This is a genomic window from Gorillibacterium sp. sgz306347 (genome assembly GCF_059735245.1).
The window spans coordinates 65,188-90,702 of sequence record NZ_JCAPET010000020.1 but is presented as its reverse complement, the minus strand read 5'-3'; the positions used below and the strand labels follow the sequence as shown (position 1 = coordinate 90,702).

19 protein-coding genes are annotated in these 25,515 nt (G+C 59.9%); 7 read left to right on the top strand and 12 right to left on the bottom strand.

The annotated features are described in order from the left end of the window. Window positions 1-538: 538 nt before the first annotated feature. Entirely contained in the window at window positions 539-1,261 is a 723-nt protein-coding gene (locus AC6I6H_RS12520; RefSeq protein WP_497954173.1) for a YebC/PmpR family DNA-binding transcriptional regulator, read from the bottom strand. A 367-nt stretch (window positions 1,262-1,628) separates the two neighbouring features. Between AC6I6H_RS12520 and AC6I6H_RS12515 the strand changes: the two genes are divergently transcribed. From AC6I6H_RS12515 to AC6I6H_RS12500, 4 genes are all read left to right on the top strand, one after another. Further along, complete coding sequence (locus tag AC6I6H_RS12515; RefSeq protein WP_497954172.1) at window positions 1,629-2,597, top strand: LacI family DNA-binding transcriptional regulator; 969 nt, start codon at window positions 1,629-1,631, stop codon at window positions 2,595-2,597. Window positions 2,598-2,856: 259 nt separating this feature from the next. Next, window positions 2,857-4,107: a sugar ABC transporter substrate-binding protein gene (locus tag AC6I6H_RS12510; protein ID WP_497954171.1), complete on the top strand. Its 1,251-nt coding sequence runs from the start codon at window positions 2,857-2,859 to the stop codon at window positions 4,105-4,107. A 163-nt stretch (window positions 4,108-4,270) separates the two neighbouring features. Next, on the top strand, window positions 4,271-5,146 hold the full coding sequence (locus AC6I6H_RS12505; protein WP_497954168.1) for a carbohydrate ABC transporter permease: 876 nt from the start codon (window positions 4,271-4,273) through the stop codon (window positions 5,144-5,146). Then, window positions 5,146-5,982: a carbohydrate ABC transporter permease gene (locus AC6I6H_RS12500; RefSeq protein WP_497954167.1), complete on the top strand. Its 837-nt coding sequence runs from the start codon at window positions 5,146-5,148 to the stop codon at window positions 5,980-5,982. The genes AC6I6H_RS12505 and AC6I6H_RS12500 overlap by 1 nt, the downstream gene beginning before the upstream one ends. A gap of 1,112 nt (window positions 5,983-7,094) precedes the next feature. Here AC6I6H_RS12500 and pgmB read toward each other — a convergent pair. Both pgmB and AC6I6H_RS12490 read right to left on the bottom strand, forming a co-directional pair. Continuing rightward, entirely contained in the window at window positions 7,095-7,772 is a 678-nt protein-coding gene (gene pgmB / locus AC6I6H_RS12495; RefSeq protein ID WP_497954166.1) for a beta-phosphoglucomutase, read from the bottom strand. Window positions 7,773-7,827: 55 nt separating this feature from the next. Beyond that, window positions 7,828-10,113, bottom strand: a complete 2,286-nt coding sequence (locus tag AC6I6H_RS12490) for a glycoside hydrolase family 65 protein (protein ID WP_497954164.1) — start codon at window positions 10,111-10,113, stop codon at window positions 7,828-7,830. A gap of 108 nt (window positions 10,114-10,221) precedes the next feature. Here AC6I6H_RS12490 and AC6I6H_RS12485 point away from each other — a divergent pair, with 108 nt between their 5' ends. The 3 genes from AC6I6H_RS12485 (at window position 10,222) to tlp (ending at window position 12,310) form a co-directional block, all read left to right on the top strand. Further along, window positions 10,222-11,022, top strand: coding sequence for a helix-turn-helix transcriptional regulator (locus AC6I6H_RS12485; protein WP_497954163.1), 801 nt, complete (start codon window positions 10,222-10,224; stop codon window positions 11,020-11,022). Window positions 11,023-11,161: 139 nt separating this feature from the next. Continuing rightward, entirely contained in the window at window positions 11,162-11,914 is a 753-nt protein-coding gene (locus AC6I6H_RS12480) for an SDR family NAD(P)-dependent oxidoreductase (protein ID WP_497954162.1), read from the top strand. A gap of 171 nt (window positions 11,915-12,085) precedes the next feature. Then, a complete protein-coding gene (gene tlp / locus AC6I6H_RS12475) occupies window positions 12,086-12,310 on the top strand; it encodes a small acid-soluble spore protein Tlp (protein ID WP_497954161.1) in 225 nt (74 codons plus the stop codon). A gap of 145 nt (window positions 12,311-12,455) precedes the next feature. Here the strand turns inward: tlp and AC6I6H_RS12470 are convergent, their stop codons facing one another. From AC6I6H_RS12470 to AC6I6H_RS12430, 9 genes are all read right to left on the bottom strand, one after another. Further along, window positions 12,456-14,006, bottom strand: coding sequence for an amino acid permease (locus tag AC6I6H_RS12470; protein WP_497954157.1), 1,551 nt, complete (start codon window positions 14,004-14,006; stop codon window positions 12,456-12,458). 86 nt (window positions 14,007-14,092) lie between these two features. Next, entirely contained in the window at window positions 14,093-15,157 is a 1,065-nt protein-coding gene (locus tag AC6I6H_RS12465) for a cysteine peptidase family C39 domain-containing protein (RefSeq protein WP_497954156.1), read from the bottom strand. A gap of 99 nt (window positions 15,158-15,256) precedes the next feature. Then, window positions 15,257-16,048 (bottom strand): PHP domain-containing protein, encoded by a 792-nt coding sequence (locus AC6I6H_RS12460; RefSeq protein WP_497954154.1) that lies wholly within the window; start codon window positions 16,046-16,048, stop codon window positions 15,257-15,259. A 4-nt stretch (window positions 16,049-16,052) separates the two neighbouring features. Beyond that, on the bottom strand, window positions 16,053-16,814 hold the full coding sequence (locus AC6I6H_RS12455; RefSeq protein ID WP_497954152.1) for a radical SAM protein: 762 nt from the start codon (window positions 16,812-16,814) through the stop codon (window positions 16,053-16,055). A gap of 38 nt (window positions 16,815-16,852) precedes the next feature. Further along, on the bottom strand, window positions 16,853-17,869 hold the full coding sequence (locus AC6I6H_RS12450; protein ID WP_497954151.1) for a hypothetical protein: 1,017 nt from the start codon (window positions 17,867-17,869) through the stop codon (window positions 16,853-16,855). After that, window positions 17,866-19,263 carry an aminotransferase class I/II-fold pyridoxal phosphate-dependent enzyme gene (locus tag AC6I6H_RS12445; RefSeq protein ID WP_497954150.1) on the bottom strand — a complete coding sequence of 466 codons (1,398 nt, stop codon included), beginning with the start codon at window positions 19,261-19,263 and terminating at the stop codon, window positions 17,866-17,868. Before AC6I6H_RS12445 ends, AC6I6H_RS12450 begins: the two co-directional genes overlap by 4 nt. Further along, window positions 19,260-20,534: an ACP S-malonyltransferase gene (gene fabD, locus AC6I6H_RS12440; RefSeq protein ID WP_497954149.1), complete on the bottom strand. Its 1,275-nt coding sequence runs from the start codon at window positions 20,532-20,534 to the stop codon at window positions 19,260-19,262. The genes AC6I6H_RS12445 and fabD overlap by 4 nt, the downstream gene beginning before the upstream one ends. Further along, window positions 20,531-22,282, bottom strand: a complete 1,752-nt coding sequence (locus tag AC6I6H_RS12435; RefSeq protein WP_497954147.1) for a glycosyltransferase family 4 protein — start codon at window positions 22,280-22,282, stop codon at window positions 20,531-20,533. The genes fabD and AC6I6H_RS12435 overlap by 4 nt, the downstream gene beginning before the upstream one ends. Beyond that, window positions 22,263-25,508 (bottom strand): serine hydrolase, encoded by a 3,246-nt coding sequence (locus AC6I6H_RS12430; RefSeq protein WP_497954146.1) that lies wholly within the window; start codon window positions 25,506-25,508, stop codon window positions 22,263-22,265. The genes AC6I6H_RS12435 and AC6I6H_RS12430 overlap by 20 nt, the downstream gene beginning before the upstream one ends. Between the last annotated feature and the right edge of the window lie 7 nt (window positions 25,509-25,515).

Genomic DNA, 25,515 nt, shown 5'->3' with positions numbered 1-25,515 from the left:
ATCCTCTTACAGGCACCATGTAAGTTTTTTTGCAAGTCTACTGCTATTATCGGGCAAATAAATGCAAAAAGGCACCTATTTCTCCCGTTTTCTCCGAATATGGTTTGTTTCGCTGAAAATAAGTGCGTATGTGGAATTATTTCACGTTCGATCCGAGAAACCACCTGAAATAAGTGTCGCCATGCACCTATTCTCCTTTTCCTCCTGGTCCTTGCCGGCTTTTTGCCGCCGTTTTCCGGTTTCACCCAAAAAAGCGGCGGCAAAAAGGAACCCCGCCGTTTTCCGGTTCACCCAAGAAAGCGGCGGCAAAAAGGAACGGTGAGCAAGGCAGCCGGGGGTGCTGATGACGGCAGGCTTACAGAACATAAAGAAGATAGCGGCCCGCCAGGAACGCCGAGGAAAACGAAACAACCCCCATGTTCCCTCCCCCCTTTATCACGATGACAAACGCAAAAGAAACCCAGGATCATTAAAATGACCCGGGTTTCTCGCTGGCAGCCCGTCCCGCATAGGAACGGACTGTTCTTATAGCAAACGATTATTCGGCATCCAGTTCCACGTTGTGGTAGACCTGCTGTACGTCTTCCAGATCGTCCAGGACGTCGATCAGCTTCTCGAACTGCGCCTGCACGTCCGCCGGAAGCGTGACGAAGTTCTGAGCGAGCATGGTCTGCTCGGCCACGGTGAATTCCGATACGCCGGCATTCTTGAGCGCATCCTGCACAGCATGGAATTGGTCCGGTTCGGCGTATACGATAACAGCTTCGTCTTCCTCCACGATATCGCGGACTTCCACGTCGGCTTCCATCAAAATCTCCAGCACCTCATCGGCCGACTTGCTTTCCAGGCCGATGACCGCCGTCGCGTCGAACATGTAGTTCACCGATCCGCTTACGCCCAGGCTGCCGCCGTTCTTGTTGAACGCGGAGCGGACCTCGGCCGCGGTGCGGTTGACGTTATTGGTCAAAGCATCGACGATGACCATCGAGCCGTTCGGCCCGAAGCCCTCGTAACGCAGCTCGTCGTAGTTCTCGTCGCCGCCGCCCTTCGCCTTTTCGATGGCGCGGTCGATGATCGCCCTTGGCACATTATACGTCTTGGCGCGCTCCAGCACGAAGCGAAGCGCCTGGTTGGACTCGGGGTCCGGCACGCCCTGCTTGGCGACCACGTAAATCTCGCGCCCGAACCGGGCGTAGATCCGGCTCGTATTTAAATCTTTGGAAGCTTTCTTTTCCTTAATGTTGTTCCACTTACGTCCCATACGGTTTACGCTCTCTTTCCGCCTTTAATGAGCACAAATTCAGTTATATTATAGCCTGTAACGCGTTTTTGTTCAAATCGACCGTCTCCAAATCCCCCGGAAAGAACCCCTTTTGCCGCAAGTAAAAAGCCGGTCAAAACTAGTAAAAAAAGCTTGCAAATTTGACATCTTTCAAACGGATGGTTTACCATATTCTTGCCTTTGCTTCCGATGGTGCAATCGGGTCCGCCCCCTCTCAAGCCGAGCGGGGAAAGCCGAATCCTGCACGATCGGCCATCCTTTCGATCTTTTTCTCGATCTCTTTCCTGTCCGGAAAATCGGCTTTATACTAAGGGTTGCATAGCTGTTATCGGGGAGGACCGTCGTTATGGTAGGAATGAAGGACATTGCCAGGCTGGCAGGCGTTTCCGTTTCCACGGTGTCGAACGTCCTGAACGGGCGCAAGAATGTGGGCCAGGAGACAAAGGAACGGGTGCTGCGCTTCTGCATGGAATACGGATATGGGCCGCCCCCTTCCGCCAAAAAAGGAAAAACCGAAGAAACCAACAAAATCATGTTCATCTTCAGCGATTTCGACCGCGACTTTTACCTGCATATTCTGGAAGGCGTCAGCGATTGCCTGAAGGAAAACGGATATGATCTGATCATCTGCACCAACGAATCAAGCGTCAATTTCATGCGCGGCGGGTTCGCCCGGGGAACCATCAGTCTGGACGGGAATCTGTCCGACGAGTTTCTTCAGTCCGTTGCGGGGCCCGATTTTCCCGTCATCGTGATGGACCGGATCATGGAAGAAAAGACCGCACGGATCAAAAGCGTCGTGGTCGACAATTACCCCGTCATGTGCGAGCTGGTGCAGGCGCTGCTCGACAAGGGCTTCCGCCGCTTCGGCTTTCTGGGCGGCCTCAGCTTTACGCTGGACAACAAGGAACGGTTCGCCGGTTTTACCGACACGCTGGCCAAAAACAACGTGCCGTTCGACAACCGGTATTACTTCCACGGCAACTACCGCGAGACCAGCGGCTATCAGGCCGCGAAGCTGATGATTCTCAGCAACGCGTTGCCGGAGGTGCTCGTCTGCGCCAACGATAATATGGCCATCGGCGCCATCAAAGCGTTCGAAGAAAACAAGCTGCGGGTGCCCGGGGACATATCCGTCACCGGCTTCGACGATTCCGTTGCTGCGGCTATGGCGGGTCTGACAACCATTGCTATTCCGCGTTATGAAAGCGGTTATCTGGCGGCCAAGGAGCTGCTCGAAATGATTCAGGGAACGGCGGACACCGCGCCCTTCAAGCTCGGCGCATCCATCAAGTGGCGCAAAACCGTTTCCTGACCTACCCCATTGCCGTCCATAAAAAACGCCGCAAAGAGCGTCTTTTCTTCTCCGAACCGGGGAGGAAAAGGCGCTTTTTGTGCGGCGGCCGCCAAGATCTGTGAAGTGTCCAGTATATGTAAAAAACATCGTAAAACCACCCTCGCATTTTACAGAAATTTTACTTGAATTCCACTATCGAAATTTGACTTTTCAAATTTATCACTCTATTATGGTTCCTGTAAGCGTTTTTACCACTCTACGAAATGGGGGAGACACATTGAAAAAGGTAAAAAGTTTATTCGTTTTACTAAACATGGTGCTTGTGATCGCCTTGCTGGCGGCCTGCGGCTCGAATGGCGGCGATTCCCCGGCGGCAGACGGTGACAAGCTTGCCAAGATTTCTATTTTTCAGTCGAAAGTCGAAATCGCGGGGTCTCTTGAAGAGCTCGCCAAGCAATATACGGAGGAAACCGGCAACGAGGTGGAGGTATGGGGCGCCACCGGCGACGGGTACCTCACGCAGCTGCAAGCCAGGCTGACCTCCAATCAAGGACCGACGCTCTTCAGCATCGGCCCGGGCCCGGAGGCGGAAAAGTTTAAATCCTACTTCCAGGACATGGGCGACCAAGGCTATGTGAAAAACATCGCCGAGAACATGGCGCTCGAAACGGACGGCAAAATCGTCGGCGTTCCGTACGGCGTCGAAGGCTTCGGCCTGGTGTACAACAAGAATCTCGTCGATCCGGCGACCATTACCGACGCCGACTCTTTGACCAAAGCGCTGGAAGATTTTAAAGGCCAGGACATCAATGGGCTGAGCCTCGCTCAGGACGCCTACTTCCTGATCGGCCATATTATCAATACGCCGTTTGCGGTGCAGGACGACCCCAAAGCCTTCATCGATCAATTGAACGCAGGCGAAGTGAAGCTGGCGGACACGCCGGAGTTCCAGGAATTCGCCAAGATCATGGAAGCGATTCGCGCGAACGCGGAAAATCCGATGGAAACGACGTACGACAAGCAGATGGGCGACTTCGCTACCGGCAAAGCGGCGATGGTCCATCAAGGCAACTGGAGCTACGGCATGCTGAAGGATTTCGGCGAGCTTGATTTTGAAATCGGCATGATGCCTCTCCCGCTGGCCGGAAACGACAAGCTCGCGGTTGGCGTGCCGAGTTACTGGGTAATTAACAATAAAGCGAGCGCAGGAGAAATCGAAGCCGCCAACGCCTTCCTCGATTGGCTGCTGAACAGCGATACCGGCAAAAACGCCATCGTCAACGATTTCGGCTTCATTCCGGCCATGACCAACATCGAAGCGAACGAGCTGGACCCGCTGTCCAAAGCCGTGTTCGACGCTACGCAAAGCGGGGAAACCCTCGTATGGGCCAACACCCTTTACTTCCCCCAAGGGATCATCATCAACGATCTGGCTCCGGTTACCCAGGAGTTCTTCCTGGACCCGGGCATCACCGGCGAGCAGTATCTGCAAAATCTGGACGCCGCCTGGGCAAGAGCCGCCAAATAAGCTTACATTGAACGGGTCGGCGCAGCGGGCCGCTGGCAAGCGGTAATGCCCGCCGCCCCCGCTCAACCCATAGCCCCCAAAAAGCCTAACCTCGGCGTTCAATAACGGGAGCGTTAGGCTTTTCTCTACATCCTTGATGCTTACCGGGAAAGGAGGGATCGCCTTGCAGAAAAGAAAAGACCGGCTGTGGTTCGCCGTTTTTACGTTTCCGCTTTTGTTTATTTTTATCACGGTCGTCATCATTCCGTTTATCATGGGGATTGTGTATTCCTTCGTCCAGTGGGACGGCATTCCCGCCAACCCCAAAGTATTTGTCGGCGTGGACAATTACACGCAGCTGTTCCAGGACGACCGGTTCCTCGCTTCCGCATGGGAGACGACCAAATTCACTTTTATCGCGCTGATCGCCGTCAACCTGCTGGGCCTTCTTTTTTCGCTGCTGGTTACGACCAAGCTGAAGGTGCGCAACGCGGCGCGGACGATGCTTTTTATGCCTAACCTGATCGGCGGCCTGATCCTCGGCTACATTTGGAAGTTTATCTTTACGGACGTTTTCAAAAACGCGGGCGAGCTGACCGGATGGGAGGGCCTGTTCTTCAACTGGCTGCTGAACCCGGACTACGCGCTGTACGCAATCGTCGCCGTTTTCACCTGGCAGATGGCCGGCTATACGATGATTATTTACATCGCGGGCATTCAGGGCATTCCGGACGACCTGCTGGAAGCCGCCAAAGTGGACGGAGCGAACCTCTGGCACCGGCTGACCAAAATCGTGTTTCCGCTGCTTATGCCGTCGTTCACGATTTGTTTGTTCCTGACGCTTTCTGGGGCGTTCAAAATCTTTGACGTCAACCTCTCTCTGACCGGAGGCGGACCCAACAACTCCACCGAAATGTTCGCCATGAACATTTACAATGAAATTTTCGGTTACGGCAATTACGGGCTTGGCCAGGCAAAAGCCATTGTCTTCTTCGTGATCGTCGCCGCCCTCACCTTGACCCAGGTGATCATCACCAAGAAAAGGGAGGTGCAGCTGTAATGAAGAAAGCCGGCAAACTCGGCGCGGAGCTGCTGCTGTTCCTTCTGGCGCTCGGCTTCCTGTCTCCGATTTACATCATGCTCGTCAACTCGTTCAAAAACCGGGCGGAGCTGTACGAGAATACGCTTGCGCTGCCCTCCTCCTTCAGCTTTGACTATTACCGCCAGGCGATCGACAAAATGAATTTTTTCACCGCGCTCGGCAACTCGCTTTTCGTAACGCTGGCTTCGGTTTTCTTTGTTGTCCTGCTGGCGTCGATGACGGCCTGGATGCTGGTGCGGACCAATAACCGGCTGAGCCGGATTATTTTCTTCACGTTTGTCGCCACCATGCTGATTCCGTTCCAGACGCTGATGATGCCGCTTATGCAGGTCATGGACTGGATTCGCACCAACCTGCACATCCCGATGCTGAACACGCACGGCGGCCTGATCTACATGAACGTAGGCTTCCATGCGAGCATGGCGGTGTTCCTGTACCACGGCTTCGTCAAATCGATCCCCGTGGCGCTGGAGGAAGCGGCGACCATCGACGGCTGCTCCAAATTCGGCGTGTTCTGGCGGATCGTTTTCCCGCTTCTGAAGCCGATCACCGTGACGGTTGCGATTCTGGACGTCATCTCCTTGTGGAACGACTACCTGCTGCCTTCGCTGACGCTCTCGGACGTCGGGCTGCGCACGATTCCGTTGTCGACGTTCTACTTCTTCGGCGAGTTCACCATCGTGTGGAACCTGGCGATGGCCGGTCTGGTGCTCACCATCATCCCGGTCGTCATCTTCTACGCCATGGCGCAGAAGTACATCATCAAAGGCATCGCAGCCGGCGCGGTCAAATAACCGCCTGCACGGCCCCAAACCCTGGCGCACAAGCGCCAGGGTTTGAGGCGTGAAGAGCCGGCGGAGCGCGAGGAGCGTAGGCGAAGGGCCCGGGGCGTGAGGGCGAACGGAGCCGGGGCGTGAGACAAAAGAATACGGAAAATTTGTGCAGGGCGTAAGGTGCAAAGCGAACGGGTGACGGTGCGTGGGGCGAGAGAATGAGCTGAGTCGTATCTTCCCTACTCACAGTCGGGCAAGAATGGCGAGGACGAGCAGCAAGTTCCGGCCTAACTGTTAATTGAGGTCAGTACCTCCTTAACGATCAGGCACCCTTTTTAGGTCGGGGAACTCCTTTACGTGCTCAGAGGCCAGCCTTTTACGCGTACAGGCCAACTCTCTGCAAGGTCGTGGCACCTTCTCAATGCGTTCAGGCTAGCCCCCTCAATTCGGGCCGGATTTTCCTGCAAAAGTGCAGCAATATCGTGAGCAAAAGAACCATTTGCCTGGAATTGATGCGATTATGCAGGATATTTCCTGACTTTGCGGTCATGATTCCGACAAAAGCCTCATAATGCTGCATTATCGCAGTATTATCCGTCTTTTTTTCCTGCCAAGCCCAAATAATGATGCATATTTGCAGCTTTGCGATTCGTTACGGTTCTTTTCGGAAGACCTGTCCGGTAAGAAGAGAGAAAACTCTAAATTAGTGGCTCTTCTGGCAAGAATGACGGTCCCTCCATCAAACCGGCTGCCATAAAGCAGCAAAAGCATGGTGTGCCTCACAACAAGAAAAGAGCAGGACCATAACAGCTCTGCTCTTTCTTTGCGGAGTGGTGATGGCCGCTTGGCCGCGCCGGCCGCAACGCGCCTACAGTTTGCGGCGGCAACCTCTGCCGCGCAACCCGCCGGCGGCAGGGGGGCGGAGCGGCCGGGGCGGAGGCGCAGGAGCGTTAGCGTGCCTTTGGTTTTGGGAGGCTTCCGCCGCCGCGCTTTATTTGGCCTCCCAAAACCAACAGCGACCGAAGCCCCGCACCGGGCCGCACGCACGCCGGCCTTGTGCGCTGCGCAGCACGCACCGGCCGCGCGCATCTGCCGCAGCGTACACTCCGCACCGGCCGCCCCCGCGCGCGGCGTCACCGCGCGGCGGCGAACGCCTCCGCGATGCGCGCGAAGGAAAGCTCGGCCGTGGAGCCGACCACCAGGTCGGCGTCCGGGAACGTCTCCGGCCGGCCGACCGCGACGGCGTACATGCCGGCCGCCTTCAGCGCCTCGACGCCGGAGAACGCGTCCTCGATGCCGACGCAGCGGGACGGCTCCGCGCCGACCAGCTTCGCAGCGGTCAGAAAAATCTCCGGGTGCGGCTTGTTATGCGTCAGCTTCGCTGCGTCCGCCACCGCGTCGAACCGGTCCGCCAGCTCCAGTCTGTCCAGAATAAACGGCGCGTTTTTGCTCGCCGAGGCAAGCGCCGTTTTCAGACCCGCCTGGCGGATGGCCGCCAGCAGCTCGGGAATGCCCGGCAAAATGTCGGCGGGTGTGATTTTGCGGATCATGTCCTGGTAGATGCCGTTTTTGCGGGCGGCGATCTCCTCCTGCTCCCGCTCCGACAGCGCAAGCGGCTTCGGGCTTTGGCTCAGCAGCAGGCGCAGCGAGTCCATCCGGGAGACGCCCTTGAGGTTTTCATTGAACGCCCGGGTAAACGGGATCTCCATCTCGTCGGCCAGTTCCTTCCAGGCGAGGTAGTGGTATTCGGCCGTATCGGTCACCACGCCGTCCAAATCGAAGATAAACGCTTCCGGCAAACGGGTATCCATGATCTTCATCGCTCCTTCGTCGTCATTGGGAGGGGACGCCGGAGCGCCCCGCAGCTTAGACAGGCTTGCGGACAAGCGGCTCGGCGCCCAAAACGGCTTCTTCGCCGTACAGCCGAAGCGGCAGCGGTTCTCCGTCGAGCAGGGTCACCCGGACCTCGCCGGAGGTGACGCGAATGCCGACCTTTCGGCCGCGGAACCGGATGCGGAACGAATACGACTGCCAGGCTTCCGGCAGGAACGGCGCCAGCGACAGCCCGGATTCCTTCATCCGGACGCCGCCGAAGCCAAAGACGATGGCGAGCCACGTTCCGCCCATGTTCGCCATATGCAGGCCGTCCTTCGTGTTGCCGTGCGTGTCGTCCAGGTCGAGCCGGGCCGATTCGATGAAGTAATCGTAGGCTTTTTCCCGGTAGCCGACCTTGGCCGCCATAATGCTGAAAATACAGGAGGACAGCGAGGAATCATGCGTCGTGACCTTCTCGTAATAATCGAAGCTGCGGGCGATCGTCTCCCCGTCCTGCTCGTCTTCCAGCAGAAAATGCGCCAGCACGGTATCGGCCTGTTTGCACACCTGATAGCGGTAAAGGGTCAGCGGATGATAGTGCAGAAGTAACGGGTAATGCTCCTTCGGCGTTCCGGCGAAATCCCAAACGGCCTTGCGCAGGAACGTATCGTCCTGCGGGTTGATGCCCAGTTCCTCGTCATAGGGCAAATACACGATGCGGGCGGTGTCCGCCCACTCGGCTTCTTCTTCCTCCGTTACGCCAAGCCGTTCGCACAGCTCGCGGAAGCCGTCCGGCTTTTCCCGGCGCAGCACCTCGCAGCTTTTGGCGGCCCAGGCCAGGTTGTGCTTGGCCATCGCGTTGGTGTAATAGTTGTTGTTCACGAGACAGGTATATTCGTCGGGGCCCGTGACGTCGTCGATGTGAAACCGGTTTTTGTAAACATGGCCGACCGCCATCCACAGCCGGGCCGTTTCGATCAGCACCTCCGCTCCGTAGCGCAGAAGAAAGTCGTTGTCCTGCTCGACGATGTAGTGCTGGATGAAGCTGTAAGCCACGTCCGCGCTGATGTGGTACTGGGCGGTGCCGGCCGGGAAAAAGGAGGAGCACTCCGTCCCGGAAATCGTCCGCCAAGGGAACAGAGCCCCTTTGGGATGCCCCATTTCCCTCGCCCGCTCGCGGGCTTTTTCCAGAATCGAATAGCGGTACACCAGCAGCTGCCGGGCCAGGAACGGCTCCGCCATCATGAACACGGGCAGCATGTAAATTTCGGTGTCCCAAAAATAATGGCCTTCGTACCCTTCGCCGGACAGCCCCTTGGCCGCGATGTTGGCGTACGAATCCCGCCCGGCCGCCTGCAGCAGATGAAAGAGGTTGAAGCGGATGCCTTCCTGCAGCAGCTCGTCGTTTTCGATTTCAATGTCCGCTGCGTCCCAGAAGCCGTCCAGGTATTTTTTCTGCGACGCCAGCAGCCGGTCGAAATCGTAGGTGCTGAGCAGCCGGTGCAGGTAAACGGCCGTCGCGATCTGCTCGTTGCCGTGCCGCAGCGTATTCGTGTAGACGTTCCACTTGGTCAGCATAATCGGCTCCGACGGGCTGAGGTGGAAGCGGAACCGGCTTTCGCCGCGGTTTTCGCCGCATTCCGTTTCAACCTGCGGGCTTCCGGAAAAGGTGTGCCGGGACACGCAGGTGGCCTCCAGGTTGGAAACCTCCGTTTTGCAGGAAAGGTATAGGTAATCCTCCTGAATGCCGCATGAGGAAACCGTCAGCCGCTTGGAATGGCCGCTGGCCACCCGGGGGTCCTTCGGGTTGGAGTAGTTTTTTACGTCGCCGTTAATGGTCGACACGATGGAAACGGGGCCTTCGAAATTCAGCGATTGGATCAGAACCCGCTGGGCAAAAAGCTCCGTATGCGCAAAAGACGCCACCCGCTGAAACGTCAGCTTCAGCTCGCGGCCGGAAGGAGAACGCCAATGCACAATCCGCTCCGAATAGCCTTTGTCCAGGTGCAGCAGGCGCTCGAACGAAAGCACCTCGCCCTTGTACAGGCAAAACGCTTCCTCGTCCGCGCCGAAGCAGATGCGGATGGTTTGAGCGTCGATCACATTCAGCAGCTTTTGCTGCGTATCCGGGAAGCCGACCAGTTTTTCTCCGTACGCGATCGGCACCACATCGTGAAACGCGTTCAGGTAAGTGCCCCGGATGGAGTCCATCCCGAAGTCGTAGCCTTCCTCAAAGTTTCCGCGGACACCCAAATACCCGTTGCCAAGCGCAAAAAGGCTTTCCGCGCGCAGCAGGCCCGGGCCCGTTTGGTCTTTGTTTCGTATCGTCCATGCCATGCTAAAGCCCCCTTCCTTTCCGATGGGTTTATGACAAAAGTGTACCGGGAAAGCGGCCCCGCGAATACCGGGATATCCAGAAAGCGGTCAAAATTTTAAGGTGAGGTGATGAAAATGCCGCATGCCCGCGAATTTCAATGGGAACACCGGTTAAGGCAAACCCGGCTGGAGCTTTTGCAGCGGGGCTACAGCCATCCCCCGATCGATTATGAGCACGAGCTTACCGAAGCCATCGCCCGGGGCGACCTCGACGGGGCGTACCGGGCCATCGCCAAAATCAATGCCCTGGAAGGCGCCGCCCTCGCCCCCCACCCCCTTCGCTCGAAAAAAAACGCCCTCATTGCCGGGTGCGCCCTTTATACGAGAGCGGTCATCAAGGGCGGCGTCGGGGCGGAAACGGCTTTTCAAGCCAGCGACGCCTTTATCCGCGAGATCGAGTCCATCGGCGAAATGGAGCGGCTGCTGCGTTTTGAATATGAAATGCTTCGTGGGTTCGTCACCCTGGTAAACCGGGAAAAACCCGCCCCGGCCTACAGCCGGGCCGTGAAGCTGGCCATGCGCCGCATTTCGGAGGGCGTGTTTCAGGAGTTGTCCCTGAAAGACATCGCCGCCAGCGCGACGGTCCACCCCAGTTACTTAAGCTACTTATTCAAAAAAGAAACCGGAGAGACCGTCACCGCCTGCATTGCGCGGCTGAAAGTAGAGGAGTCCAAGCAGCTTCTGCTTCATACCGGACTCTCGATCGCGGAGATCGCGCAGGAGCTGCGCTTTTGCAGCCAAAGCTACTACGCCGGCAAGTTCAAGGCGCTCACCGGACTGACCCCCAAACAGTTCCGGGAGAGCGCCCGGACGGGCATAAGCCCGGGGAGGCCCGGCGGCGAAGCGCCGGCGGAGCGGCTGCTGTCCTGAAATCGGCCACTTCGGGGCGTCCTGCGCAGGTCAGCCTCCGGCCGCTCGCTTTTGCCGTGAAAACGGTTTAAACTTGCATTAGCGGACTGGCGTCCGCCTTGCTTGTCCGTCCATTCCATTTCACAGAGGAGTTGTCCCCATGATTGACGTACGCGGAAAATGGGCGCTGATCACCGGCGCAAGCAGAGGAATCGGCTATCATACCGCCTTGTTTATGGCCCGGCAGGGCTGCAACCTGCTCCTGCACAGCCGGAGCCTGGAGCATACGGCCGGGCTGGAAAAGGAAATCAAGGCGATGGGCGTGGAAGCCCGCAGCCTTCAGGCGGAGCTCGCCGATCCGGCGGCCGTAACCGCGATGCTGGACGAAATTGAAGCGATGGGCGTGCCCGTTGATCTTGTTTTCAACAACGCCGCCGTACAAATCGCTTACCGGAACGATTACTGGAAGACGCCGATTGAGGACTTTCAGCAGAGCTTCCAGATCAACTTCATCTCCGTGGCGATGATCTGCAACCGTCTGATCCCGCCCATGCTGGAGCGGGGCTTCGGCCGGGTCATCAACACGACGAGCGGCATCCGCAACGAGCCGGAACAGGCCGGCTACGCCGCCAGTAAAGCCGCCCTCGATAAATTCACCAAGGACCTGGCCTCGCGGCTGGACGGCACGGACGTGCTGCTGAACCTGACCGATCCGGGCTGGTGCCGCACCGACCTCGGCGGGCCGCAAGCGCCGAGCGAGCCGGAAAGCGCGCTGCCCGGCGTGGCCGTCGGCGCGTTTGTGAACGACCGCCGGAGCGGACGCTTTTTCCACGGCCAGCTGTTCACCGGCATGACGCTTGAAGAAGCCGTTGCCAAAGCCGAGACGATGGAAGCGACGCCTTACGCGATTTAACGCTTTGCTTGTGCTTTTGCTTGTGCTGGACGACGCGTCTCCCTTGCGGCTTCCCTTTGACTGCCGATGCATAAAACCGTCCGCATCCGCCAACCCTACCCCCTAGGCAAGGCGCAAAGCCGGCTTGCCGAACGCCGGTACGGCGCATTCTGGTCAGGAGGTAGCGATTCCATGGCAAAACCGGACAACCGGGCGGATAACGTCGAGCATCTGCAGGATAACATCCAGAACACACTGGAAAACCTGCACGAAGGCGAAGACTATTTGGAGGAATTCGGTTCAGAGATCGGCAGCGAGGAACGCAAACGGATCGAAGCCAAGAACGAACGCCGCAAAAGAAGCATCCAAGGCTTTCGCGAGGAAGTCAAAGACGAAGCGGACCATGCCGGGCAGTAAGGCGATGTCCGCCTGAAGGCAGCGCCGACAGGCCGCTGTTGAAAACGGCGCTCCGCTTCTTCCCGCATCGGGAGGAGCGGGGCGCTTGTTTCGTTTTCGGAGCGGGCGGTCATTGCCGAAAGGGGTACGCCTGGGCGGCGAGCAGTCAACCGCCGCGCTTCGGCTTCTTCTTGAGCGCGGTCAACTCCTCCGCCATTTCGGCGGGCAGAGGCCCAAACCGGGCCGGCATCGGAGCCGGATGGCCGCGCATCGGGCGCGGCAAAGGTTCCGCCGTTTGCGGCAGGCGGGCCTGCACTGGGCGCTCCACCGCAGGCACCCGCCCGGCCGGGACTTGCCTGCGCGCTTCCAAGCGCCGGATGACGGCATACGCGCCGCCAAACAAAACCACCAGCGTAAGGCCTGCAATCAGGCCGCCGCTTTGGCCGGGGATGAGCGGCATGCTGACCAGAATGGCCGCCAGGCTGATCATGGAAAACCAGGACGTGAAGGGATAGCCCGGAAAGCCCGTACCGGCGGCCAGCGCCTTACCGCCGTTTCGCCGGCGCAGCCGGTAATGGCTCGCCACAATGGCGAGGTAAGCGAACAGAAGCGAGAAGCCGCTTGAGCTGATAAGAAACAGATACACCCCTTGCGGCAGCAGCAGCCCGAGGCCCAGACCGGCAAGCATCGCCGCCCCCGAAATCAGAATGCCGCGATACGGGATTTCTCCCCGGTCCTTCATCCAACTGGGGGTATGCCCCTCCTCCGCCAGAGACCGGAGCATCCGGCCCAAGCCGAACAGGGACGCAAGCATCGTGGACAGAATGGCCGACACCAGAACAATGTTCATGACATCGCCCGCCCAGCCAAGTCCCTGCAAACTAAGAGCCGATACAAACGGACTTGTTTCACCGGTCGCCAAGCGAAACGGAAGCAGCAGGAACAGCGCGGCCATTGCCGCCAAATAGAAGCCGACCAGCGCGACGGTCGTCGCGCGGACGGCCTTGGGCACTGTTCGGGCCGGGTCGGCCGTTTCGGAGGCGGCCAGCCCCAGCACCTCAAACCCGGCGTAAGTCAGCATAACGATCAGCATGCTGCCCGCAATGCCGCGAATGCCGCCCGGGAACCACGTCTCCCCCCGCAGCGCGTCCAATCCCGCTGTGGCGCTGCCCGCCCCCCGGCCGATGCCAAAGCGTCCGGTCGCCGCGAAAAAGGCCAGTCCGGCCGCGATCAGGACGAAGGCGGCGATCGCCAGCAGCTTGACGGCGGCAAGCCCGCTCTCCAGCTTGCTCAGCCGGTCGGCGCCCAGCAGATTCAGCAGCGTCACCGCCGCGATAACCCCCACCCCGACCAAGGGAATCGAAAGGCCGGGAAACCAGCCGCGCAGCAGGATTGCGGCGGCCGTCGCTTCGCTTGACATCCCGAGCACCAGCCCGGTCCAATACACCCAGCCCACCGTAAAGCCGGCGCCGCGTCCGTACGCCTGCTCGGCGTAAGTGCGAAACGACCCGACGGCGGGCCGGGCGACCGTCATTTCCGACAAAGCGGATAAAATAAAATAGACCAGAACGCCTCCGAGCACGTAGGCAATCAGTACGGACGGCCCCGCCGCGCGGATCGCCACTGCCGATCCGAGGAAAAACGAGCCGCCCACCACGGTGCCCAGAGCCAGCATAACCAGGTGCCATACGTTCAGCCCTTTTCCCGTCTGCTTCACTCCCCCGCCTCCTGTCCTTTTTCGGTCAGTATCTGCAAGGGAAGAAGGTCTTAACCGGAGGGATGGCTGGAAACAAGCGGGGCCCGCTAGAGAACCGAAGCATGCCTCTCCCTGTCCTTTGCCCGTCGGCCGGAAACCGCATCGCGGTTTAATTTTCTCAAGTGCGGAATCAGCTTCTGAAAGAGCCCTGTTTCTTGTGCACGCATGGTGCGCAAAAGCTCGCCCATTTTGGCGGGGCCGTCGGACCGGGCCGTCAGCTTCAGCTTCAGGCACAGGTTGCGCACGGCAAGCGCCATGCGCTCCAGCCGGGCAAAGCCCGCGATCAGATCGGGGTCCACCGCCAGCCCTTTTTGCCGGGACAGGTACAAAAGCCTGGCGGTCATGATTTTTTTATGCTCATAGATCAAATGAAACATCCGCAGGTCCAGTCCCTCGGGGGGGGCCCCTTCGTTCAGGTAATCCAGCACAGGCTCATAGGTCCTCAGGCCAAAGATTTCGTCGTCTTTCGGATTCTGCAGGCTGCGGAAACGGCTGGCTGTGCTCTCCGAATAAAGATAATCCTCCAGAAGGCTGATCAGCGAGGTTAAATCAAACCGGTACTCCGCCCTGTCATCGGGCTTATAGAGGTGAATGCCGTCCGCCCACTGCACCATACCGGTCGCCGAATCATGCATTTGGAGAAACGCCTCCGTAAAGCCGGAAAAGGGAAGCTCTGAATACCCGTACGTTCCGTTCTCCTTGAAGCCCGCGACATGCAAAATCTTCTTCTCATCGTCATACCCGTAAATCAAAATATCGTGAATAAAATGCTCCCGCTGATACACCCAGCGGTCCGCCAAATAAAATTCATCGAGAAACGAAACAACGTAATGGCCTTCGTCCAAGACCTTCCGGAACATTTGCAGCACATCGACGTACCGGGAGACAGCCGTTTTGGTCAAATACATATCCGTGACCAGCGGGGACAACGATTTGACGGCCCAGCACAAATAAAAATTGAGATGGCGGTCCGGACGGTAGTACGAAAGCTGGACATAATTGCTGTAAAACCAGTCCCAAAAGGAAGGATGGAGCGCGCTGATGGACAGCGTGTAAGCGTGATGCTGAAAGCATACCACCGGTGACTCTCCCAGAGGCAGAACCGTTTTCATGGACAAGACCCCTTTTCTTTTCGGTAAGAAAAGCCGGTCCGCGCGCCCCCTAAGAGCCGCTTGCCTTGCTGCCGATGGACAGGCGAATGCGGCCTGTTGCTATTCCAGTAAATTATCGTAAATCGGTTGGCGGCAGGTGTAATGCGTCGCGTAGGAAAAGCCGAGACGGCGCAGACGGGCCGCCATGCCGTCCCGCGCCTCCTTCTCCAGCTCCGCCGGGCTGGACCCAAGCGTGATCAGATGGCCTCCGAGCCGCTTGTACCGGACAAGCACAGCCTCCAGGCCCGGCCGTTCTCCTTGGTCGCCCCAAGACAGCCCCGCCGGGGAAAGGATGGCCGCGGTTTGCAGCTCCAGCGCCTTGTACCGGTCCGCCAACGCTTGCAGGACCCGGTCCACAAGCGCCGTTCGTTCCCGGCGCTCCGGCTCCGGCAAGGCCGCTTCGCTCCAGGCCGCCAGCGCTTCGATTCCGCTTACCGCATCAAAATGCCCCAGATTCCGCAGCAGCCCTTCGATTCTCCGCCGCTGGCACTCCGTTTCCGCTCCTTGCTCGCGCTCTTCCTCTCCGGCAACCCCGGCAGGGGGCGAAAGGGACACCGCGCAGTAATCATATGCGGCTTCGTGCAGATGCCGCAGCAGCGGCTCCCGGTCGCGGAAATCGGTCCGGCACTCCAGCCCATGGTACACGTTCGTCCGTCCGTGATGCCTCCGTTTCGCTTCCCGTAGCAGGCGGAGCCGTTCTTCGACGTTCTCCGCCCGCATCGCCTCCTTTGAACCCGTCTCCTCATACAAGACGGAGAAAGTCAGGCCCTTTACGCCCTCTTCCGCCGCCCGTTCGCACAAAGCCGGAATCTCCGGCACATCCCTGACCACCAGATAGTCGACGCTCGCCATCGGTTCACCTCTCCGCCGCCGCGGAAGCCGGCCTCTGCCGTTCGGCTTCCGCTTTTCGTTGTTCCCAGGAGGGCGACAAGATGGTTTCGATCGGGTCTTCCTCCGCCTTCAGGTTGTGATACATGCCGCAAAGCGAACACAGGTCGTCATAGGCCGCCGTCAACCCTTCCAGCGTCAGCTTGTCCAACTGCTTTGCTCCCAGGTCCAGACCGAACAAACGGGCGATGGAGGCGCCGATGGAGCAGCAGAAGAACCCCGCGAAGTTCATTCCGATTCCGCATTCCTCCGGAATCCAGCAGCCCTCGTACCGGTGGTTTTTGTAGACGTACAGGTCCCGGGGCGCCACATGAACCAGCGAGTACCCTTTGATGAAATTGCCGGTCTTCCCGGAGTTTTCGACGATGATGGACGGGTGCCGCCTCTCTACCAGCTGCAGCAGTTCGCGGGTTTTGGCCGTCGTTCCGTTTGAGCTCACCCGCAGGTCAAGCGCCGGGTTGTGGGTCCTTTTGTAGTCGTCGAGCAAGTCTACGATCTCCAGAAAACGCGGATGCAGGGTCGGCTCGCCGCCCATCACCTTGATGCGTTCCCACGGGTAGCGCAGCCGCACCGAATCGTCAATGAAAGAGCGGATCTGCTCTACGGTCATTGTTTCATGCGGACCGGTCGGGAAGGCCGAGATGCCCCGGTTGCAGTTGCAGCATTTAAGCGAGCAGGCGTACGTAATGTCTATTTCCAGCTTGGTCAGGCACGGCAAATAGGGTTTCATTGGGTCACCTCTGGTAAAAGTTTCGCGGCTAGGCGGGCTTATTCGGGCAGCCGGGCGAGCAGAACGGACAGCCGCTCCGCTTCCTGCTCCAGTTGTTCCTCCAGCAGCAGGCCGATGCGGCCCGGCAGCGCCGGGTCCCCGGTGATGCGGTGCTTGACGGCGAGATTGCGGATGGCATAATGACGGTCCCGGCTTTTCCCGTAGGCTTCCATCAGCTCCGGCGCCCCCGGCAGAAGGCCCCGCTCGTTCATATAAGCCAGCCGGAGCACCATCAGCTTCTTGTGTTCCCATAGCAGGTGCAGCGCGCGGATATCGAGGTCCGACTCCGGCCCCGGCACGACGTGGCGGACGGCTTCCAGCCCGAAGCGGCAGGTTGCGATAAAAGAAAGGTCGTTTGAAGGCTGCGAACGGGCGTAAGCGGCCAAACCGGCCCTCACCTGCCGCACATCGAAAAGGTACCCGTTCTCTTCCAAGGGCTCCAGCAAATGAACGGTGTGAAAAAACGGGTCGTCGGCGCCGATGCTCCAATACCCGTCCTCCAGTTCATCAAACCCGCAGGTTACGTGCGTGTATTTTCCGTAGACCAGGTTGTCCGCGATGCAAGCCTGCCCGGTGCGGGCGTCGTATCCGTATACGAGCACCTCGTGCCAACGATCGTTTTTTCGGTATGAGCCGGACTGGGCCAGATACCGCTGGTTCATCATGAAATAGACATAGCAGCCGTTGTCGAGGCTCTCGCGGATGCACGCTTCCAGCGAGCCGTACCGCTGCCCGATCACTTTTCGGGGAAGGGAATAATGCGTGAGCCAGGGACAGTTGTCGAGCAGCTGATGGTGCCCGTCGAAAAACAGCGTCTGCCAATCCTCCACATACCGGAGCTGGATAAAATTATTGAACAGCCAGGGCTGCACGGTATTCCCGCAGCCGATAATCGAGAGCAGGTTGCCGTACAGATTGAACGTGGTGAGGAGCGGCTCCTCCATCGGAAGGCGAAGAAGCGGCGCTCCGCCGGGCGCTTCGTTTGAGGCGCAGCCGGCCGGACGGGTGACGTTCATGCAAGTCCTCCTTGTTGGTCCAAATAGTCAAATAAACGGTCGGTCAGCCCGGCAAAGCGGTCCGTCGGCATCGCGGCGGAAACGCGAAACCAGAACGGGCCGTCCGGGTTCCGTACGATATTGTTGCAGAAGGACGTTTCGGGAAGCAGCAGAATCCGGGTCTCTTTCATAAGCCGCAGGCAAAAATCCACCCCCTCGGTCCCCTTCATTCCGTCCAGGCAGGCGCAAAAGTTAAACCCGCCCCCCAATCGGGTTGTCCGTCCCCCCGCCGTTCCGGCCAGCTTGCCGCGGAAGCAGGCGTAATTTTGCAGGATGGCGGCGTTCGTCCGGGCGATTTCCCCGGCAAAGGCTGCCGCCTCCTCGGCAAGCTGCGGATTTTTGACCATCGGCTTTAAAAACTCCGTATAAAATGCTTTCCCGGCGCCGATGAGCGCCGACTCCCGAAAGCGCCGGAGCAGAACGGCCGGGTTTCTCTCTCCGTCCGCCCGCCTTTTCTGAAGATGCAGCGCCCGAAACAGAACATCGAAGATAAAAGGCAGGATGTAGACCGAAGGCACGCTGAAATAATGCATTTCGCAGCAATAGGTAAGGTACCGGTAAAACGCCCGGTCAGACAAGACGTACCCGATGCGGGCCCCGGGAAGGCTGCGGGTTTTGGACAGGCTGCCGATGACCACGGTCTTTTCACCGTAGCCCTGTTCCTCGACGACGCGGTTCACGTTGACGAATTGGAACGGCTCCGCAAACTCGTCGAGCTGGCATTTGTCGATCAGCAGCATGGCCCCTGACGGCTTCAGAAGCCGGATTAACGCCGCCAGCTCCTCTTCGCTGTAAAGCTCGCCCGACGGATTGAGCGGCAGCGCCAGGATCACCAGCCCCGGACGGTGCGCCAGGATGGCGGCGGCAATTTCCGCAAGCGTCGGAGCAATCCGGTCCGGCTCCCCGGAGGTCAAGGTAACCTCCCGCAGCCCGTAGCGCATGCAGCATTCGTAGAACAGATAGTAGTTCAAGCCGAGCAGCAAAACGGAGGATGCCGGATGCCGGTCGGCATAATACTCCATAAATACCGTGATGCCGTATGTCGCGCCAAGGGTGGCGCAAGCCGCTTCGGGAAAAGAAACGGGGCGGTCCTCCTCCTCTCCGGCGGCATAACGTTCATAAAAAAGCAGGGCGGCCTGCACGGCTGCGTGTCCTGCATTGGTGCTGTAGGTGGCCGTGAAGACGCCCGCACGGCATTCCCGCTCGTATTCGTCCCGGTAAAGGCGCGGCGGGGGAAAAAAGTTCAGGCCCGAAGAAAGGTTCGTCTCCGGGTTGACCGTCACCATGAGGGCGTTCCCCCGGTCCTCCCGCTTTCGCCTCTCCAGAGCTTGATCCACGTAATCAACGAGCCTCAAGGCAGCATCACTCCCGTCCGGACCCCCGGGAGCGTCGCGCCATAAGCCGCGCCGGCTTCCGATGCTTCCCAAAGCGACGCCAGAAGAACGCTCTGCCGGTCCGGCGAAATCCCTTTGGTTTCCAGCAGCGCACGGAAGAGAGCCGCCGCCTGGACCGCCTGTCCGACAGGCGCGTCTTCGGCGGCTTCGAGTTCCTTCCGCAGGCGGGTTAGCCCCTGATATGGCTCGGAAACGCGCCGGGCGTAATCGGGGGACGGCGTCCCCCCGCCGTTCGGCTCGCTGACCGCGGCGCGGATGCACCCCGCCGCAAACCGCCGTGCCGCCGCAAGCCGGCCGTTCCGGGCCAGCGCGCCAAACGATTCCGCAGGGTCTTCCGTCTGGTCCATGGCCAGCACCGCCATTGTCCCTGTGTTGTCCCGGTTCATCTTGGCCAGGACCGCGCCGGGCCCAAGGTCGATTCCCCGCTCCACCCGCTCGCGCTCCAGGAAGCGGACCGTTTCCAGCCAGCGGACCGGGGCGGTGAGCTGCCGGGTCAGCAGCGGCACGACCTCTTCTTCTCCGGCATAAGGCCGGGCCGTCACGTTGGAGACGACCGGCCAGCGAAACGGCCGATGCGGCAGGCGCAGCAGCTCGTCCCGAAACGCTTCGGCGGCCGGGCCCATGGCCGGGCTGTGAAAAGCGGCGCTCACCGCAAGCGGAACCGAGGCCCCTCCGGCGGCCGCCACGAGCGGCTGAAGGGCCGTCAGCGCCTCCCGCCGGCCCGAAACCACCAGCTGCCGGGAGGAATTGAGGTTGGAGACGGCCGCCTCCCCTCCCGGACGGGAAACCCGGGCGCACAAGGCTTCCAGCGCGGATTGCTCCACATCCCGCACCGCCAGCATGCCGCCTTCTCCGGCCGGATCGGCTTCCTGCATCAGGCGGCCCCGGATGCGGGTGAGCCGGAGCGCGTCCGCAAAGGCGAACACACCGGCGCAGGTCAACGCCGTGATTTCGCCCAGGCTGTGACCGGCGAGGTACACGGGGGGCGGCCCCACGGCCAGAAGCACCCGGAAGGCGGCGACCGAAGCCGTCAGAACGGCAGGCTGGGTCACCTCCGTCCGCGCCAGCTCGGCTGCTGTTCCTTCGAAGCACAGCCGTTCCATGGAATAGCCCAGGCAGTCGCTCGCTTCCTCAAACGTCTGCCGGGCTTCCGGGAAACGGCCGTACAGCCGCTTGCCCATTCCGGGGTGCTGCGCGCCCTGTCCCGGAAAAAGATACGCGGTGCGGGTCATGACGCCGTCGCCTCCGCTCCGCGGGCGGCGGGCTCGGGCTCCGGCGGCGCCGGAACAGCCGCCGCCAGCCCGTGCTTGATCAGCCACATGGCGCTCCGTTTCGCCACGCTCGCACTGCAGCCGCCGCCGAGCGAGGCCAGCAGCCTCGGAAGCGGAACGCCTTCTCCGCTCTGGTCCTGCGTCCGCAGCGTCCCCAGCAGCTCCAGCGAAAGCCGGAACTCGTCGAAATGCCGCTCAATGTCATAATGGAACGGAAACGGATGCCCGCCGTCCAGCAGCGCATCCCCTTCCTCCGTGATCCGCAAAACCAGCGACTCGTCCAGAAACGCGGTGGGGTAACCGGCAAACCCTTTGCAGTACACCGGCTGCAGGAAGGAAAGCCGGTCCCGCTGGTCGCTGTGGGGCGTGCGGCTGCGGATCGCCCGCAGCTCGTCCCACAAAGCCTCGTACTGCGGAATCACGGCCGTCCAGCCGAAGCGCGCCTGCGCCCGCCGGACCGATTCCGCCGCCATGCGCTCCCGCAGCTCCGGCTGGTCGAGCAGGGTCTGAAGGGCCGCCTCGTACTGCCCCAAATCGACCGCAACGGACTGGCTCATCAGGAAGTGATGAACGCCTGTCCGCTGCAGCGGCTCGGAGGGAAGGAGCGCGGCCCGCCGGATGTCTTCGTCGCATTCCATCCAGTAGGTCGGAATGCGGAAGCCCGTCTCGCCGTGCGCCACCGTATCGCGGTAGCCGTCCCAATCCGAAACGACCTGCGGGACGCCGCAGGCCATCGCTTCAATCGGCGTAATGCCGAAGGTTTCCTGAATGTTATCGACCGGGGACACAAACACGTCGGCGGCCGCCAGCAGCAGATGCCGCTTGCCGACCTCGTGCTCCGGCATCAGCCGGACGTGCTCCCCGATGCCGAGCCCTGCAAGATACGCCTCAAGCGCGGGCAGCATCGGCATGTTCTGCCGGTCATGCCCGGCGATGACGAAACAGAGCCGTTTCTCCGGGTTTTTCTCCACGAGCCGCTTGAACACCACCAGAAGCGGCAGCAAGTCCGCTTTGTCGTAGGCCGAAATCCGGCCTAGCCACATCACGACAAAAGCGTCCTCCGGAAGCCCCAGCTCCCGGCGAAGCGGCGTTTTCTCCCGGGGCCGGAACAGCTCCGTGTCGACCCCGAGCGGGATGACGTCCAACCGGCCCCCATAATGAAGCCGGGCTTGACCGCTTCGGGCCAGCGAGTCGCGGACATGCTCCAGCATGGCCTCGACTGCTCGCTTTACGGCGGCGGAGGTGCAAATCAGGGAGTCGTAGGCGCGAAACGGCATCAGCAGCTTGAGCAGGTACAGGCTGTCCAGGTAGTTGGGATAGCTCGCGCCGTGAATGGTGTAGGTAACCGGAAAAAACGATTCGGCAAAAAACTCGCGCAGGTACACCAGCGGCGCGAACTCCATGCTGACGTTGTGGAGGACATCAAGGTCCACCGGGGTGTTTCCTTTGATCAATTCCAGCTCCGACACCATCCGAAGGGACATTCCGCTGCCATGCCTCCGGAGGGTCTGCTTGTACTTGCGCTCCATGGCGCTGTGCTGATACTGCGTCGGGTCTCCGAAGCAAACCATTTCTTCATAGCGGCTGTGCCGCAAGAGCGCCTGAAACGTGTCGTTGACGGCGATGTCATACCCGAATACGGCGTCGAGCGAAGACGTCACCCGAAAAGCGTTGCCCATGATGCCCAGCCTATTGCGCTCCGATTCCATGCGCGACAACCTCCTGTTTGGGAAAAGATGGACCAGCGTCGAGCATTCCTGCGGTAAGTTTGTAGACCTGATCGGCCGCATCGAAATAGTGATCGTCGTGCGTGATCGCGATGACGATTTTGCCTTTGTCCCGGAGCTCGGGAAGAAGCGTCCGATAGAAAAAATGCTTGAACTCCGGGTCCTGGTCCGCCGCCCATTCGTCAAATAGAAAGATCGGCCGGTCCTCCAGGTAACTGATCAAAAGCGCCACGCGCTTGCGCTGGCCGGTCGACAATTGCAGGTGGTCGAAACGGCCCTCCGTAACCGTCAGCTTGCGGTTCAGCTGAAGAACGCCAAGCAGGCGGTCCAGCTGCCCGCGCTTCTCTTCATAAGGAATGCCGTAAAGCTCGTGGAACAAGTGAAAATCGCTGAAGACCGCCGAATAATGCTCGCCCAGCTGTTCGGAGGGAATCGTTCGGCCGTTCAGCAAAATCCGGCCGGACGACGGTTTGTACAGGCCCGTGAGAAGCTTGGCCAGCGTTGTCTTGCCGCTTCCGTTGCCGCCCGTGATAAAGGTGACGGCGCCCGCCGGAAAACGCATGGTGAGCGGTCCGACCCGGAAGCCTTCGGTTTCCTGCCCGTAGGTATACGCCACATCGTCCAGCTCCAGCCCGAAGCCGCCGAAAGCCGGCCGGCCCGCCGGTTCGCTTCGGCCGGCCGCCGTGTGCTCCCCGGAAGTCCATTCCCCGCCGTTCGCAGCCCCGCCCGCCTCGCCTTCCCGTTCCGCCGCCGGTTCCCCTTCCGTCAGCTCTTCGTTTTCCGGCTTTGCTGCGGAAAGCGCATCCTCTGCGGGCATGCGGTCGATGACGAGTTGCAGCCGCCGCCAGCTCACCCGGATGCGGAACAGCTCGGGGATGTTGTCCAGCACGGAATGCACCGGATTGGTCATGTACAGAAAGATGAAAATATACGCCCGCAGCTCGGACGTCTGGATCGTGTCGAACAGAAGCGGAAACAAAAAAGCGACCGTTCCGATAACGAAGGTGAACAACAGCTCGCCGATGATAAACGCGTTGGCGAACTTCATGGAAGCCAGGGCGCTTTGTTCCTTGTAGCCGTCGCAGCATTCGTCCATGGCGCGGCGAAACGCATGGCGGCGCGCCTGCTTCATCTTCAATTCCTTGAAGCCCTGCAGCAGATGATCGATAAAGGAAAAGAAGGCGTTCTGCATGTCCCGGGTGCGCTCCCAGATGACATTTGCGGAGCGGCCCACCACCGTGTACAGCCCGGCGGCCAGCGCGATAATGCCAATGGAAATAAGCAGGCCGTAAAAATTGATGGTGCCGAGATACGCCAGACAGCAAATCAGAGTCGCCGCGCCGGTAAGCGCTCCGATCACAACGCCCGGCAAACGGCTGACCGCTTCGGCGTCGTTGTTCAGTCCCGCCTGAATGGCGCCTTCCTCCACCCGCTCCATTTTTTCATAGGACGTATTCAGCACGCGGTCGATCAATTGCATGCGTTTGTTGTAAATCATGCCCGTGGCCAGCTTGATCAGCTCGGTGCGGATCAGCTTCTGCCCGCCGACGTAGAGAACGAGGCCCAGCACAAAATAGAGCGACAGCGCGCTGTAGAGCGCCTCCTTCCGGTCAAGGGCGGAATTGATCGTGAAGATCACGAAAGCGTTGCCGAAGCCGCTTACGAAGCTGAGCAGCACAAGGGCGAACAACGGCTTTTCCGACTCCAGCGGAAACCACTGCAAAAGCTGCAGATAGGCCAGAAACAACGCCGACGCCGCAAAGAGTACGGTGAGCGCGGGAATCAGACTGAAGGGCGCCCAAACCGCCGCGAAGCTCCAGGGAACCTTTTCGAACAGAAGCTCCGGGATGAGATACAGGCAGTAGCCGAAGCCGGCCAGAAAAAGGGCCGAACCGGCCAGCCTGGCAAGCCTTGCCCGGCTCGGCGGGAGCGCCCGGCGCTTCTTCCGCCGGACATCCGCGAGAAGCCGGCAGACGGCGAACAGGCTGCCCAGGAAAATGAGCGCCGAAACGCCGGTCAAAGCCGTGCATAACCGGTCCAGGTTCAACATCTGGTCCTTGGTTTGGGGCTTCTCCAGCTTGACTCCGTCCAGGAAGGCGACCGCCTCCTGCACGATCGTGCCCGTGTAGTCCGAGCTGCTGTTGGCCATCACGGCGGCGGCGAATCGGGAGCCCGGACGAAAGAGAATGTAGGACGAGAAATTCGGATTGGCCCCGGCGTGCGCCAGCTCGCCCGTCCCCTTCTGAAACACTTGCCAGCCCGCCGCATAAGAAGAACCGTCCGGTTCCGGCGCGACGCTCCGGTCCGGCTCGTGCGATTTTTCGATGAGGCTCCGCAGCTCCGGAGCAATCGCGGCGGTTCCGGTTTGCGCCTTCAGCCACCGGACCAGATCATTCGTATCCAGCAGGATGTAGCCGGCGGGCGTATTTCCCCGGTATGTGGGGGCAGCGTAGGCCCGCTGCGCCAGAAAGCCCGGCTTGTAGCCGGCCGCCATCGTATCCAGGGCGTACGCCTGCGCGCGGGAGGCGTACGCATGCTGAAAGCCAAGCGGCGAGAAGACATGCTGCTCCACAAAGGCTTCATACGACTGTCCGCTGACCCGTTCGATCACGAGGCCGAGTATGTCGTAATTGATCGTTGCATACAAAAAGCGCTCGCCCGGCTTGTACTCCAGCTTGCCTCCCGAGAGCAGGCGCACCGTTTCTTCCAGCGCGCCGTCCCCGGCGCTGGCCGGAATTTTTCCGATCGTCCGGGCCGGGATGCCGGAGGTCTGATACAAGAGCTGGCCCAGCGTGATTTCAACGGGAGCGCCCTTGTACGTCATCTCAAACCAGGGCAGATACCGCGAGACCGGATCGGTCAGCTGGAGCTTGCCCGCCGCCTCCAGCTTCAGGACGGCCAGACCGGTAAACGCCTTGCTTGTGGACCCCAGCTCGAAGACGGTCTTTTCCGTCACCGGGGTTTTCGGGTCTTTGCGCGCGTACCCGAAGCCCTTTTGGTAAACGACTTCTCCTTTTTCGATCAGCACAAAGGACAACCCGGGGATGTCCCCTTTGCGCATGTAATGCCTTATCAGCTTTTCCAGCTGCTGTTCCTGCCCGGGCTGGAGCCGGACGCCCTCCGGCTCCGCCCTCCCGGTCCCCGCAAAGCCGACCAGCAGCAGCGGAAGAAGCAGAAGGCAAACCAGCAGCCTCATACGTTTGTTCATATTGCCA